Source organism: Nostoc cf. commune SO-36 (assembly GCF_023734775.1).
Classification (GTDB): domain Bacteria; phylum Cyanobacteriota; class Cyanobacteriia; order Cyanobacteriales; family Nostocaceae; genus Nostoc; species Nostoc commune_A.
The window spans coordinates 464921-479510 of record NZ_AP025732.1; the positions used below are offsets into that span (position 1 = coordinate 464921).

The following is a 14590-nucleotide window of genomic DNA, read 5'->3' on the forward strand; positions in this document are numbered from 1 at the left end:
ATAACGAACACCTATCATTAATACAAAGATATAGCGGGTTTTTCGTGGTTTATACCATTTTTCTCAGGCTGTTATCCGTGGTGATACATCTGAGGCTGTTCCTTATCTTGTAGAACGTCAAAAGCTGTTTGGATTAGTCAAAACCAGGCGTAAGCGTCATCGAGAGATAGACGCTTACACTCAACAAATTTGAGCTTTATCTTCTTAAGTTGACACCAATGAACATTGTTGTGCCCCTACCAAGGTATTTGTATCACTATTAAAGTGAAATGGTATAAGCTAAAAATTTATCCTATTTAAGTTCTTAGCAGACAAAATTTAATCTGCTATAAGTAGTTTTATCATGTCTTTATCTAATCTTTAATTTATCAATTAGTAATTCTAGGTAAGATGTATTGAGTAATATGCAGTTTCATCTTCGGGAGACATATAAATAAAAACCTTTAGTAACTAAATTAAAAATACAATATTTGTGTGCATTAACTAGTAATGTATTAAGTTTAAATTTATTGTAAGTAAAATCGTGTTAAAGACTGAATTACTTATTTTATTTTATTAACTACTACAGTGCCGATTAAAAAATCAAAAGCTAACTTAATAAAGGACTGAAAATAGAAGTAAAATAACGAATATAAAATATTTATTGAAAATAGCTTTTGGTTTGATCATTTTTATCTTAGAGGTTGTTTAAAAAGTAGTTAGCTGTGATTTTAGCTACTTGTTTATCCCCCCTAACCCCCCTTGATAAGGGGGACTAGAATTAAAGTCCCCCTTATCAAGGGGGATTTAGGGCGATCTCAAACCTTTTGCTAACAACAAGAGGACTTTTAAAAATCTGGATTTGAAACGTTATTATGAATAATTTAGTTATTAAAAAAATATTAGCAAAATTGGAGAAAAATATAATATGAATAATGCTTGGAAGCGTTGGATTACGACCGTTAATTTAGCTGCCATCGCACTCATGCCAACGCTGATATTTTTAGCATTCTCTCATCGGGCAATAGCTGACGATCCAGGAGGATGTTACATGATAACTTCCTCTGGCAAAACCGTTGGGTTAGAAAGGCTTTGTGGAAATGTAATAGCTGAACCTTCAGACAAGAAAGTTTTTCGAGTCCCAATCAAACGGCGCTTTGGTGGAACTCCTGTAATTGATGTCACCTTCAACGACAAAAAAACCTTTGAAATGATCGTAGATACAGGTGCTAGTGAAACCATTGTTACTCTCAATATGGCGAATACACTTGAACTCCAAACTACAGGTACAATGCAAGCCCAAATTGCCGATGGTAGTCAAGTAGAATTCCCAACCAGTAAGGTAAAATATATTGCAGTAGGTGGAGTTACAGCCAATAATCTTCGAGTAGCGATCGCACCAAAAGCAAACATCGGCTTACTAGGCCACGATTTTTTTGGCAGCTATGATATTAAGATTCTGGAGAAAGAGATCGAATTTCATCACCGCTAATTCTTAAAAGCTACTCAGCACTGAACACCCCTGATGCAGGTTAACAGCGTTATAGAATAGAAGTAAACCTTACATACATTACGCTGATTCAGCAGAATTGCCCATGACCACTTCTAAACGCCAATATCACATTACTACTTTCGGTTGTCAGATGAATAAAGCTGACTCAGAGCGCATGGCTGGCGTTTTGGAAGACATGGGCTTTGAGTGGTGCGAAGATCCGAATAATGCAGATGTGATTCTCTACAATACCTGCACAATTCGGGATAATGCTGAACAAAAGGTATATTCCTACCTCGGCAGACAAGCGAAGCGCAAACATGAGCAGCCTGATTTAACTCTCATCGTTGCTGGTTGTGTTGCCCAGCAAGAAGGGGAAGCGCTGTTGCGGCGAGTGCCAGAATTAGACTTGGTAATGGGGCCACAACACGCCAACCGTCTGAAAGATTTGTTGGAGTCGGTGTTTGAAGGCAACCAAGTTGTAGCAACCGAGGCAGTTCATATTATTGAAGATATCACCCAGCCGCGACGGGATAGTACAGTAACAGCTTGGGTAAATGTAATTTACGGCTGTAACGAACGCTGTACCTATTGCGTGGTTCCGAATGTGCGAGGTGTCGAACAATCTCGCACGCCGTCAGCTATCCGGGCTGAAATGGAAGAATTAGGACGGCAAGGTTACAAAGAAATTACTCTACTCGGTCAAAATATTGATGCTTACGGCAGAGATTTACCGGGAGTGACACCAGAAGGCCGACATCTGCACAACTTTACAGATTTGCTTTATTACGTCCATGATGTTCCGGGGATTGAAAGGCTAAGATTTGCTACTAGCCACCCCCGTTATTTTACTGAAAGATTAATTCAGGCTTGTGCTGAGTTGCCCAAAGTGTGCGAACACTTCCACATTCCCTTTCAATCTGGAGATAATGACCTTTTAAAGGCAATGTCGCGGGGTTATACCCATGAGAAATATCGCCGGATTATCGATACCATTCGGCGGTATATGCCAGATGCCTCCATTAGTGCCGATGTGATTGTTGGTTTTCCTGGAGAGACAGAAGCACAGTTTGAAAATACTCTGAAACTGGTGGAAGATATTGGCTTTGATATGTTGAATACAGCAGCATATTCGCCGCGTCCAGGGACACCCGCAGCTTTGTGGGACAATCAACTGAGTGAAGAAGTTAAAAGCGATCGCTTGCAACGGCTCAATCATTTAGGAAACTCAAAAGTAGCAGAGCGATCGCAACGTTACTTTGGGCGCATTGAAGAAGTTTTAGTAGAAGACCAAAATCCTAAAGATCAAACCCAAGTGATGGGACGCACTGGCGGTAATCGTTTGACCTTTTTTAGCGGCAACATCAAAGAACTCAAAGGCCAGTTGGTGAAGGTAAAAATTACCGAAGTTCGCCCCTTTAGCTTGACAGGTGAACCAGTTGAAGTGAGGCAAACCGTTTTGCACTAAAAACTAGTTGAAGATTATACCCCTGACTTATTTATGATCAAATTACCGCAGACGATTCCAGTTCTTCTTTTTGGGGCTAGTTTGGCTGTACTTTCCCCTCAACTTTGTGCTGCTTTCACTGTTCAAGAGGTAGCTAGTCTTGCCCAAACATCAAGCGATTTGCCAGTGGTCAAATCAGCAGGACTGTCCCCTGATATGGATGTGCCTTGGTCGAAACCCGTGAAAATCGTTGACCCTTTTGAAGGAGAGTTTCTTGCGGTTTTTGACCGTAACTCCTTAGGTGGCAATTTGCACCGTGAGAGTTCAAAGCAAGTTATTAGTTTGTGGACTCCTTCGAGTATTCGAGTACTGGTAACACTAAATTCGAGTCAAGCAAGGTCTTCTTTTTACACCGCAGGTAATGTATCTTTCAGACCTGACTTTCTTAGGTTTGTCACTACCAAAAAAGTTGATAAACTTTTGCTCAAGGTCAGAGAAAAAGTTTTTCAGTTAGATGGGTCAACTGGCACGTTTGCTGTCAGTCAAGAATTAGCCACTGCTTTGAAAAATGCTCCAGATCAGAACTTAACCATCAGACTAATCTTGGAAGGAGGCCAAAGTGTTGATAGCGAAATTGGCAAAGCGACAGTGAAAGCTTGGCGAAACATTTATTAAGCGATCGCATTGTTCAGCCAAATATTATCTTTTATTAACAAAGGACTCGCAAAAAATAAATTATCAAATCTCGTTTCCAGCCAGAGGCTGGAAATGCTCGTCATCGCGGCTCTGCCGCAAGTCAGAGAGGCGGAGCCTCTAAGATGGCATTCCCAGCTTCCGCCTGGGAACGAGACAATGTAAAAGCTTGTTTGAGACTGGCTTTCTCGTTAAGTTGACTACCAATGAAGCTTGCGCCCCTACGTACCCTGGGTACGCTTACGCGAAGGCAAAGCGTCCCGCAGGGATGGGATATTTTTTTAACTGGAAGTCCCTAAAGGGAAAATTTCTCCCGTCTCATCAGGAATCTATCTGGTAAAACTTGTTTATATATTTAGGAAAAACGAACAAGGAAATCAACACGATGAAATTTGGTATTGATATTGGACACAATTGCCCTCCTCACGATACAGGAGCAACAGGCATTAAACAAGAAGACGTTTTAACTAAAGCAGTTGGTACGCGACTGATACAAAAACTCAAAGCAGCAGGCCATACCGTTATTGATTGCACTCCTACAAGTGCTAGCAATATAAATGATTCTCTAAGACAGCGAGTCAATAAAGCGAATGTTAATAATGTTAACGTCTTTGTCTCGATTCACTTTAATAAATTCAACACTAAAGTTAACGGTACAGAGATTTTCGCTATTAGTAATACATCAAAAGGTATTGCTCAATCAGTTTTAAAAGAGATTCTAAAACTTGGATTTAATGACAGAAAGGTTAAAAATTCAGGCTTTTTTGTTCTGAAGAATACACAAATGCCAGCTATTTTAATTGAATGCTGTTTTTGTGACTCCACGGATGATATGAATCGCTTTGATGCCGAAAAAATGGCAGAGGCAATTAAAGATGGATTAATTGGTGAATCAGATGATGATGCACCCAAATCTGATAAAGATTATATTTTGGAAATCACAACACAAACTGTTTTAAAGCCTTCTACAGAACAGGCATCAGAACTGCCAAAAGATTCTCTAATTGATATTGAGCCAGGCAGTTACCCAATTTTAGATGTCCGTTTTGAGGAAAACCATTATTGGGTTAAGTGGCCTGATAAAAGTAAAGGAAATAGAGATGAGCATTTTGTTTTTGCTGGATATAGTAAAGTTAAGGAAAAAGATTAAATAATCATATAATATGTCATTGCGAATGCAACGAAGTGGAATGTTCGCGGAGCGTCTCGTTGGCGCAGCCTAAGAAGAGAAGCAATCGCAAAGGTTTGGGATTACCGCGCTCCGTACCCTGCGGGTTCCGCCCTTGGCGGTACGCAATGACATAAGTATTAAGTCCAACATGATATAAAACTGTATTGCGCTCAACTCAGAAGTGCTATAACATCTAGACCAGATTCCCAACTTTTCTAAGAAGTTAGGCATCTACAAATACTTTTAAGAGGACAAAGCTATGTCATTACTAGATGATTTAGTCAAAAACTATTTTAATAAAGATTTAGCAACAATATTTACACAAGTTGGTGTTGAAAGTGCAAAAATTACCGCGATAAATCGGCAAATTCTCAAAGAAGTTACCCTCGCTCAATGGTTGTTAGAGTCTGCTAGAGGTAAAAGTGAACTGGCTATCAATGCTAACAATTTTGCCGGATTAAAATGGCGAAATCCTGATATGAAAGGGTTTGCCGAACCTTTAAAAATCAAAGTTCCTTCTGAGCTAGTAGAAGTGGAATTCTGTAAGTTCCAAGATATTGATGCCTTTATTGTTGGTTATTGGAAATTTCTAACTCGCTCTCCTTATAAAGGCTTAGAAGATCATACCAATACGCCAGAAAACTTTCTTGGCTTTCTTCAGGGTAAAGGCTATTCATCTGATCCTAAATATGTTAGTAAAGTTGTAGACTTACTTCCAGAGGCACAAAAGTTACTGGCTAATGCGGGTGGAGTTGTCATTCCTGCTTCAGTGGAACAACTTCAGTTAATTCGTGTTCCAAAAGAAGTTGAATTAGGACAAAATTTTCGGATTGAAGGCGTAGCACGTTTAACCGACAGTGGCAAACTTTTGTCGATTATGATCGACAATCAACTTCCGGCTGCAAGTGTACCAATTAGTGAGGATGGGAAATGGCAATTTGATTTCGTCTTTAAACAAGAAGGCGATCGCCGCATGATAATTGCCATTGATGATCAAACTCTAGAGATCAAAATTAAAGTTATTGTTCCTTTCGATAACAAAGACGACGAGAATACTCAACAACCGACAGCATCCAGTTTACCAGGAGCGAAGGTAATTAAACTCGGTGGTAGTGTAGGAATTGGCGGAGTCAATAAAGCTGATGATGTTAAGGCTATAAAAGCGCGATTGCATGAGCTAGGCTACAGATGGGTAGGCGATCCTAACAGTGCAGACAGAGACAGAGGATTATTTGACGCGATCAAATTATTTCAATCAATTATTGCTGGCCGCAGTACTGTTAATGGTGATGGTCGAGTTGATGTTGGTGGAATAACTCATCGATGGTTGCAAGCAGCTAATGCACCACGGTGGGAGTTGATGCCAAAAAGCGACCCTGATAATGGTTTTGTTAACGGTGAACTAGAAGACACTCAAGATAACCACGATTTTGGAACACACTGGTTAGCTGATGTGATCAAAAAAATTGCCCAAGACTATCAAAACAGTTATCGTAAAACTTACCCCACAGCTGCTCGATTCGCAATTAACGATGTTAGCCTTCCTCATGGAGGCGATACTCCTGACCATAGAGGGCATGAAACTGGCATGATGTGCGATGTTTACTTACCCAAAAAAAATGGAAATTTCGGTGGCATTGTTTGGTCAAGTTCTGAATACGATCAAGATGCTGCACGAGCTATTCTTAAGTCTATTGGTAAGCAAAAGCTGGTACGGGCAGTCTTTTTCAACGATCAACAGCTAATTAAAGAGAGACTTTGTGTTTCTCTGAGTGGTCACGATAATCACATTCATTTTGAAATTAACCCACCAGTAAGGAGTTAATTGTTAGTGAGTTTAACTTTTACAATTTCTGCCCTGCGTAAATCGAGCGCACTTCACCGTTACGGCGGATAACAGCTTCGCCATTACTGACATCTACTAGTGTCCAACCGCTTGAGCCAATGCTTTCACCCATATTTATGCGGCGAGTCACACCATCGATTTTAAACAAAGCGGCGGATTTGTCGCCCAATTCTAGCAATCCCTCTAAGGTATTACTGGGAGCCTCTGCGATCGCAGTTGGTGGATATACTTGTTCTTGGGTAATAGTTGGTTCTGATGGGGCGAGTGCTGCACGTAATGGAACTACTGGTAAGGCAGGCAGAGGCTTGGGTGCTTGCCGCACGGTAATAGGTGCAGTTTTTGCTGCCACAGGTTGGAGTTCGGCTCGTACAGCCGCAGCTAACATATTGACGGTTACAGGCTTGCCAGCTTGTCGCACTGTATTCAGGGCATTTTTCACAACATTAGGTTGAGATCCCTTTAACACACTGGCAACTTGTGGTAAAAGTGTGGGAGTCCCAGGAATAGCTGGGAGGGCATAGCGCATTGGCGACGGCGCTTGATAAACGGGAACATAAATGCGCTCAACAACGTTTCCAGAACGGTTGGGGGCTGGTAGTGTATTGTTGCTAGCTAAAAGTGGAAGTGCTGGTAGATTAGCAGTTGTTTGTTCGTTACTAACGGCTATTTGGTTAGTATTTGCCTGACTGGAGAATCTAGGACTGAAAGATTTTTGATGGGGCGTTGCTCCTTGCTTGTCTATAACAGCCAGCGCTTGGAGCATATAGTCAACTAACTCTGCCTCAATTTCTGTTTTTACAGGCAACTGTGACTGCGGTTGCTGTATTAGAAGCGCTGACTCAGGCAATTTGGTATTTAAAAGATACACAACTCCAGACTGTACTAGGTAGATCATACCAGCGATCGCCACGCCTAAAGTTGTTCCGACAATCAGCAGTTTGCCCAAAGCAGGACTACTTTTCTGACGCTTTTTACTAACTGGTTTAACGGCGGCACCGTCAAATAAAACGGTACTCAATTGCTTATGATTATCTTGAGCAACCGACTGTAGTGGCTGGTTCAATGTGTTCGGTAATATCTGTGGTATCGTAACCGTTTGCGGAGGCACGTATTCTGGAGGCGATTGGTGTTGGGCTTGGGCAGAAACCCCAGCAACAGATTGGCTTGGTTTTTTCTGACTACTGTGCCTAACAGTTTGAGAAGGCAGATTACCACTAACATCCAGAATGTAGTCGATATCGGCAAAGAGTTCATCCATGAGGCCATCAGCATAGTTTTCTATCGACCAAGGCTCGTTGGCGATTAAGTCTTCTGATGGTTCTGGTACTATGAGACGGGTGCTGGCTTCTTGTAACATAGACGTTCTGGGTTGTTGCTAGGACGGGGAAACGCCGCCCCTACGATTATTCAGAGAAGGCAGGAGGCAGGAGGAAAGAAGTATGAATCAAAATTTTAGTTTTGGGTCATTACCCAGTTTAAAAGAAGAATTGTATTGAGCCTCAAGTGCCGCGAGATACAAAGCTTCTTGCTTCAATTCCACACAGTTGCGTGTAGGTTACTCCTGCCTCCTGAATAATCAAACATCCAATCCCCGTCCTATTAAGACGAGTTGATTGAGCGTTGGTATTAAACTCAACTTTCACCTGAGGATTGTTGATGATGGCAGTAGTAATATTTATGTCATCTATCATACCAATCTCCCTTCTTACTACTATACTCAGTCTTTATGAACTTGGTGTTAAGCTAACGCCGGAAACTGTTGCTGGTTATTGGTTCTACGTAATTCTAGATATAATAATAAAGCATTAATATCTGCTGGGTTTACGCCACCAATACGTGCAGCTTGACCAAGAGTAAGTGGTTTTACGTGGGTCAATTTTTCCCGTGCCTCTTTGGAAAGAGTATCAATTGTTGTGTAATCTAAATCCGCAGGTAACTGACGGTGTGCTTGGCGGGCAATTTGATCAATTTGATTTTGTTGTCTAGCGAGATAGCCAGAATACTTAATCTCAATTTCTGCGCCTTCTTTCTCGGCACGGTTGAGGTCGGGGTTTCCCAATCCAAACCTATCAAGGTCAACGTAATGGAATCCTGGCCGCCGCAGCAAGTCGTTGAGGGTAATTGAACCTTTAATTGCTTGTTGGGTATTAGATGCGATCGCTATTCCCATTTCATCATGTTCTTTAACTCGTGTGACTTGCAATCTTTGTTTTTCTGTGGTAATGTTACCCTGTTTTTTGGTAAACATATCCCATCGGCGATCGTCAATTAAACCAATCTCCCGTCCCAAAGGTGTCAAACGCTGGTCGGCGTTGTCAGAACGCAATATCAATCGGTACTCTGACCTACTGGTGAGCATCCGGTAAGGTTCCCGCAGGTCTTTTGTACACAAGTCATCAACTAGCGTCCCAATGTAACTTTGCTCGCGGGCAAAGACAATCATTTCTTGAGAACGAACAAATCGAGCTGCGTTAATTCCCGCTACCAGCCCTTGAGCAGCAGCTTCTTCATAACCTGTAGTGCCGTTAATCTGCCCAGCACAAAATAGTCCAGCAATCTTTTTAGTCATCAGTGTGGGGTAACACTGAGTTGCAGGTAAATAATCATATTCAACAGCATAAGCCGGACGCAGCATCACACATTTTTCCAAACCGGGGAGAGTCCGCAACATTTGCAGTTGCAAATTTTCTGGCAACCCTGTAGAAAAACCTTGAATATAAAGTTCGGGTATATCTCTTCCTTCCGGTTCAATAAAGATTTGATGGCTTTCCTTATCAGCGAAACGCACAATCTTATCTTCAATACTGGGACAATAGCGCGGCCCTTTAGCTTCCACCCAACCGCCATAAACCGGCGACAGGTGCAAATTTTCCCGAATTAGGCGATGGGTTTCGGCAGTTGTGCGGGTAATGTAGCAAGGCATTTGTTCCCGTTCTACCCACACATCCGGGTCAAAACTGAACCAGCGCACATCTTCATCCCCTGGCTGGATTAGCATTTTACTATAATCCACCGATCGCTTGTCTACTCTTGCTGGAGTTCCAGTTTTAAGTCTGCCGGTTTCAAATCCCAGGCGATTTAGTGTTTGTGTCAATCCCTCAGCTGCAAATTCCCCAGCACGTCCGGCTGGCATTGATTTGTTACCAACCCAGATTTTCCCTCCCAGGAAGGTGCCAGTTGTCAAGATGACTGCTTTACATTGGAACCCGACACCAAAATAAGTTTCAACGCCGATGACTTCACCATTAGCACCCAGCACCAAGTCTGTTGTCATACTTTCGCGGATTGTCAAGTTTTCTTGATTCTCAACAATATTTTTCATCACCGCTGCATATTCGCGCTTGTCCGTCTGGGCGCGTAATGCCCAAACAGCAGGACCCCGTGAAGAGTTGAGGATACGTTTTTGCAGGTAGGTGCGGTCTGCGACTTTACCAATTTCTCCGCCGAGTGCATCTACCTCATGGGTCAACTGAGATTTGGCTGGGCCACCCACTGCTGGGTTACAAGGTTGCCAAGCGATTTTATCCAAGTTGAGCGTCAATAGCAGGGTACGACAACCGAGGCGTGCAGAGGCGAGAGCTGCTTCGCAACCGGAGTGACCTGCACCGACGACTATGACATCAAAAGCGTCTTGGAATTCAACGGAATTGTGCATGGTCATACTTACAGGATCGGCAAGCTTAGAGTTCTTTTCAATTTTAACTGTTCCAGTGATTTCATGGATGCATCTTTCTAATAAAAAAGCTATCAAATTTACTAGGACTCAATTAAAGGCAAGTTTATCCTTTTAACCTTAATCAAAAATATAATATTTTTACAATTTGTGACGAATTTCCGGGTTATTTATTACAGTTATTGTTCATATAAATTGGACATCTACAAAATTGAAGAAGAATTCAGAAGTCAGAATTCAGGAGTCAGAATAAATCAGTGGGGGATGCAGACCCACCACTGATTTAAGACCACCAAATTTTCAATTTGGTGGGGTTTTAAACCCGTTTGTTCAGACGCGACGCTCGAATACTCGCTAACGCTACGCTATCCACCACTCGTACAGAATTAATACTGAATTCTGACTCCTGACTCCTGAATTCTGTTTAGATAATTTTACTTCGATTAATTATCTGTCTGCTAAACCATAAATAACAGATATTTGCCAAAAGCTTATTGATTTTATTCTTGAATTAACTAAGAAATTATTTAAAAATGAAACTCAGCATCAAGAAGAAAAATATTACCAAATTTCTTAGAAAAGCAACTTTCATCATTATAGTTATCTTGATGATTTTTGTTTTAGTAGCTAGCAATGAAATTACTAACCACAAAATTGCTATAACTGCCCAACCATTAAACGGATGCTTGATTACTGATTCATTACCTTGTACAGATACCTCTAAAAATATAAAATTAGACCCATTTATTCCTGATACAAAATTAAATGCTCAACAGCGTTTTTTATCTGCGATCGCTAGAAATTTATCCACAATTCCCCAGCTTGGTACTTATGAATATATTTTGCTGCGGATGTATGGCGCAGTATTCGTAAATCCAGATATTGGAATTAAACTACCGCCAAGAAATATCTTTACTAATGAACAAGAAACCCAAGATTTTCAAGCTGGTTTAACAATGGGTCATGTTGATGGCACTAACGACTGTTACTTACAAAAATCGGCTGCTGATGCTTTGAATAAAGCACGAATCCAGCAACAGATTCCGCTAAAATCTGGTTATGGTTCTGGTGATTGTACTCGCACTTTCAACACCAATTTAAGATTTTGGCATAAATATGCTAATAATCAAGTTTTAGCAAAAGTTCAACAGGGTAAAGAAACAAAAATTCTTGGTCTAGTTGCACCTCCAGGAACTTCACAACATCTCTGGGGATTAGCCATTGATTTACGCGTTGGCAGTAAAGAACAAAGAAAAGCTCTTAATCAAAATGGTTGGTTTCAAACTGTAGAAAACGATATGCCACATTGGACTTATGTAGGTTTATCTGAAGAAAGTTTACCTCTGTTTGGTTTTAAGAAAAAAGCTATTCGAGGTATTACTTATTGGACTACGCCACTATGATTGTTAGATAGCATGAAAACTTGGGAATACTAATATAAAATATGTATTGTCAGGGATTTAGCTATGCCAAATGAAACTGCTAACCAGGAGCAAACCTTCCTGATTGATTTATTAAGAGCAACTTATCAAAATCAAGAAATATCTCCATTTTTGCAACAGAACTTAAGTAAACTCAATGATAATTTAGCTTTAATGTTGCGAAAATGGGTAAGCGATCGCTTTGCGAAAGAACCTGCCAATGCTACTAATATAGTTGGAGTCATTATCAAGCTGAGTACCATTATTCAAGGCTTTGAACAAGGAAACCCTGCGAGTAATTTGGAAATTGCGATCGCAGGTTATGAAGCAGTTTTACAAGTGTGTATCCGTGAAGATTTTCCTAAAGAATGGAATATTGCCCAGCAAGCTTTAGTAAAAGCTTATCAGCAACGCCAAAATATACTCTCCAAAACTCTTGGCAAACTGCGTGAGAAAACTGTGCAAACTCAAAATCAAATCAATATAGTAACTGAGCAACTACAGCAGGAATTACAGGAAGCAAAGCTACAATTTAATGATTTAAGAACAAGAATTACGCAGCTAAAACAAGAAGTATCTAGTTCCGATTCAGCGCATGAAACAATATCTTTAATAGCTGAGTTTCAAGATTTAAAACAGCGCCAGATGCGTTTAGAAAAGTTTGCTAACACGGCGAATGTTTCATCCAACACTGAGCAATTCAATACAGCTATCTTTTATGATATCGAAAATTTAACAATGGGTAGAAGTAACCCATTGTTAAATTTCTCTCTCAAGCAAATTCAAACCAATTTAGAAAAAACTACCCTAGTTAATAAAATTGCTATCCAATGTGCTTATGCTGACTGGAGTGATTCTCGATTAAGACTACTAAAGAATGAAATTCAAGAGCTTGGTATTGAAGCAATTCAAATTTTTGATTATAGTCACAAACGAAACGCAGCAGATATGCAATTGGCAATTGATGTTATGGAATTAGCTCAAAGCCGTCCTACATTGCAAGTTTTTGTTATTATCTCAGGTGATGGTGCATTCGCCGCTTTAGCTAAAAAGCTCCATGAATATGGAAAAACTGTAATCGGATGTGCTTATGAAGGACAAATTAATCGTATTCTGAAGTCTGTTTGCGATTGCTTTATACCTATACCTACTCCCCAACCGAAAATAGAGGATATTCCAATTAAGGAAGTAGCTAGCGAGAGTCAATTAAATGATGATATTTTAGTAGTAACTAAGAAAGCTTTGCAGGATTTGAAGAAGGATGTTGGGCAATTAAGTCAGCTGCAAAAAGGTGGCATTCATTTACCTGAAATTCACAAAATATTGAGAAATAATATCCCATGCTTTGATCAAAAAAGAAAAAATCACGGTAAAAATTTAACAGTTTTTTTGAGTAAAGTTATTAAAGGAACAGATATTTGTCTATCGATTGACAATAACAAATTAATGTTGAGAGAAATGTTAACTATAGGCTCTAATGGATTATCGAATAGAACTTCTAAAGCATCAAATTGAGACTTGAAACTTAATTTACATTTAGAAGTGAGCGCTCGTAGAGATCCACTGCCTGCCCCATTTGTCCTAACACTCGAGATTCTTCGGCTTTTACCATCTCAAATTTGTGCAAATAATTCATGGGTGCGTGGTGTACCCATGTCTGCATTGTTCACTGGTTTTCTGTGACTCGTTCCAGCAATTTTTCTCACTAATAAGCTGTAGCCGTCGAATACTCCGCCAGAGCCGTGGCAATAGTTGAGGGTTGTGCCTTGCTTGGAATTTATCTAAAAGATGACAGTAAGCTCCTATGTCTTGCTCTAAAGAGTCTTGAAATAATTACCTTCGTCTGAAATACTCTTGTAATATATCGATAACTTGTTTAGATGAATTATTGGCTAATGAAATCAGAACCAGAAGTCTATAGCATTGTTGACCTTCAACGGCAGAGCGAGACTATTTGGGACGGTGTTCGCAATTATCAAGCTCGCAATTTTTTACGCCAAATGCATGAAAGAGACTTAGCTTTTTTCTATCATTCCAACACTAATTTTCCCGGCATTGCTGGTTTAATGCGTGTGGTAAAAAAAGATATTGCTGACCCAACTCAGTTTGAGCCAGAAAGTAAATACTACGATCCAAAATCAAGTTCCGAATCTCCTCGGTGGCAAACAGTTGTAGTAGAATTTGTTGAGACTTTTTCTAACCCGATCTTGCTATCAATACTTAAAGAGAAGTTTAGCGCCGAAGAGCTGATGCTGGTAAGACAAGGAAATCGATTATCGGTGATGCCTGTCCCTGAAGCAGTAGCTTTGAAGATTCTGGCGATGAAAATCTCCTAGTTGAAAATCATAGCAGCACTCAAAATTACGAATTACGAATTATCAGTCCATCTATTTGAGTATAACTACTCCTGTGATTGCGATCGCAACTCTTGCAATACTCTCTGCAAAAATTTACCCCATTCTGCCGCCAAAGGGATTTCTGTAAACGGAACCCGCACTGAGCCAGTAGATTCGGAAAATAGAAATTCTAATTCTATAGAACGACCTTTTTCCGGTATATTGTCTATATCTACTTCTTTGTCATCTATCAATAAGTGTATTTGTTTCACATCAAGCAAAGAGAATGTTTCTAGTTTAATAGGCCCTTTAGGCGTGGGTTTACCCCAAGTTATATTGTTGCCTTTTTGACCTAGTACAGCATAAATATCATACTTAGCCCGTTCAAATTGCTCTGCCCAGGTGCGATAGGCTTCAACTTTTTGATACTCCCTCGAACCTTGCCAAGCCAACCAGAAAAACATTACTAACAGGGGCAACCACAAAAGACCACGTTCCATCGTTTAAGAAATCCTGAGTAATGAATTGAAAC

Annotated in this window: 12 protein-coding genes and 1 pseudogene; 9 read left to right on the forward strand and 4 right to left on the reverse strand. The window is 40.4% G+C overall.

Annotated features, from left to right (window positions below; all coding sequences use genetic code 11):
• Positions 1-37 precede the first annotated feature (37 nt).
• The 6 genes and pseudogenes from ANSO36C_RS02130 to ANSO36C_RS02155 form a co-directional block, all read left to right on the forward strand.
• Positions 38-193: pseudogene (locus tag ANSO36C_RS02130) on the forward strand (IS4 family transposase); the annotation flags it as partial.
• 714 nt (positions 194-907) lie between these two features.
• Positions 908-1471 carry a retropepsin-like aspartic protease family protein gene (locus ANSO36C_RS02135; RefSeq protein WP_251958180.1) on the forward strand — a complete coding sequence of 188 codons (564 nt, stop codon included), beginning with the start codon at positions 908-910 and terminating at the stop codon, positions 1469-1471.
• Between the two features lie 103 nt (positions 1472-1574).
• Entirely contained in the window at positions 1575-2939 is a 1365-nt protein-coding gene (miaB, locus tag ANSO36C_RS02140; protein ID WP_251958181.1) for a tRNA (N6-isopentenyl adenosine(37)-C2)-methylthiotransferase MiaB, read from the forward strand.
• 33 nt (positions 2940-2972) lie between these two features.
• Positions 2973-3593 (forward strand): hypothetical protein, encoded by a 621-nt coding sequence (locus ANSO36C_RS02145; protein WP_251958182.1) that lies wholly within the window; start codon positions 2973-2975, stop codon positions 3591-3593.
• Between the two features lie 403 nt (positions 3594-3996).
• Entirely contained in the window at positions 3997-4761 is a 765-nt protein-coding gene (locus tag ANSO36C_RS02150) for an N-acetylmuramoyl-L-alanine amidase (RefSeq protein ID WP_251958183.1), read from the forward strand.
• A gap of 280 nt (positions 4762-5041) precedes the next feature.
• Entirely contained in the window at positions 5042-6607 is a 1566-nt protein-coding gene (locus tag ANSO36C_RS02155) for a glucosaminidase domain-containing protein (RefSeq protein WP_251958184.1), read from the forward strand.
• Positions 6608-6626: 19 nt separating this feature from the next.
• On the opposite strand, the gene ANSO36C_RS02160 is transcribed toward ANSO36C_RS02155, so the two are convergent.
• The 3 genes from ANSO36C_RS02160 to mnmG form a co-directional block, all read right to left on the reverse strand.
• A complete protein-coding gene (locus ANSO36C_RS02160; RefSeq protein WP_251958185.1) occupies positions 6627-7985 on the reverse strand; it encodes a hypothetical protein in 1359 nt (452 codons plus the stop codon).
• Positions 7986-8127: 142 nt separating this feature from the next.
• The gene (locus tag ANSO36C_RS02165; RefSeq protein WP_251958186.1) at positions 8128-8319 is read right to left on the reverse strand and encodes a hypothetical protein; all 192 of its coding nucleotides are present in this window, start codon (positions 8317-8319) and stop codon (positions 8128-8130) included.
• 47 nt (positions 8320-8366) lie between these two features.
• Complete coding sequence (gene mnmG, locus ANSO36C_RS02170; RefSeq protein ID WP_251960231.1) at positions 8367-10289, reverse strand: tRNA uridine-5-carboxymethylaminomethyl(34) synthesis enzyme MnmG; 1923 nt, start codon at positions 10287-10289, stop codon at positions 8367-8369.
• Between the two features lie 545 nt (positions 10290-10834).
• On the opposite strand from mnmG, the gene ANSO36C_RS02175 reads away from it, so the two are divergent.
• The 3 genes from ANSO36C_RS02175 to ANSO36C_RS02185 all read left to right on the forward strand — a co-directional run bounded on the left by ANSO36C_RS02175 (position 10835) and on the right by ANSO36C_RS02185 (position 14058).
• A complete protein-coding gene (locus ANSO36C_RS02175) occupies positions 10835-11704 on the forward strand; it encodes a M15 family metallopeptidase (RefSeq protein ID WP_251958187.1) in 870 nt (289 codons plus the stop codon).
• Between the two features lie 63 nt (positions 11705-11767).
• Complete coding sequence (locus ANSO36C_RS02180) at positions 11768-13237, forward strand: NYN domain-containing protein (RefSeq protein WP_251958188.1); 1470 nt, start codon at positions 11768-11770, stop codon at positions 13235-13237.
• Between the two features lie 365 nt (positions 13238-13602).
• Positions 13603-14058: an EVE domain-containing protein gene (locus ANSO36C_RS02185; RefSeq protein WP_251958189.1), complete on the forward strand. Its 456-nt coding sequence runs from the start codon at positions 13603-13605 to the stop codon at positions 14056-14058.
• Between the two features lie 65 nt (positions 14059-14123).
• Here ANSO36C_RS02185 and ANSO36C_RS02190 read toward each other — a convergent pair whose 3' ends face one another.
• Positions 14124-14558 (reverse strand): hypothetical protein, encoded by a 435-nt coding sequence (locus tag ANSO36C_RS02190; protein ID WP_251958190.1) that lies wholly within the window; start codon positions 14556-14558, stop codon positions 14124-14126.
• Positions 14559-14590 lie beyond the last annotated feature (32 nt).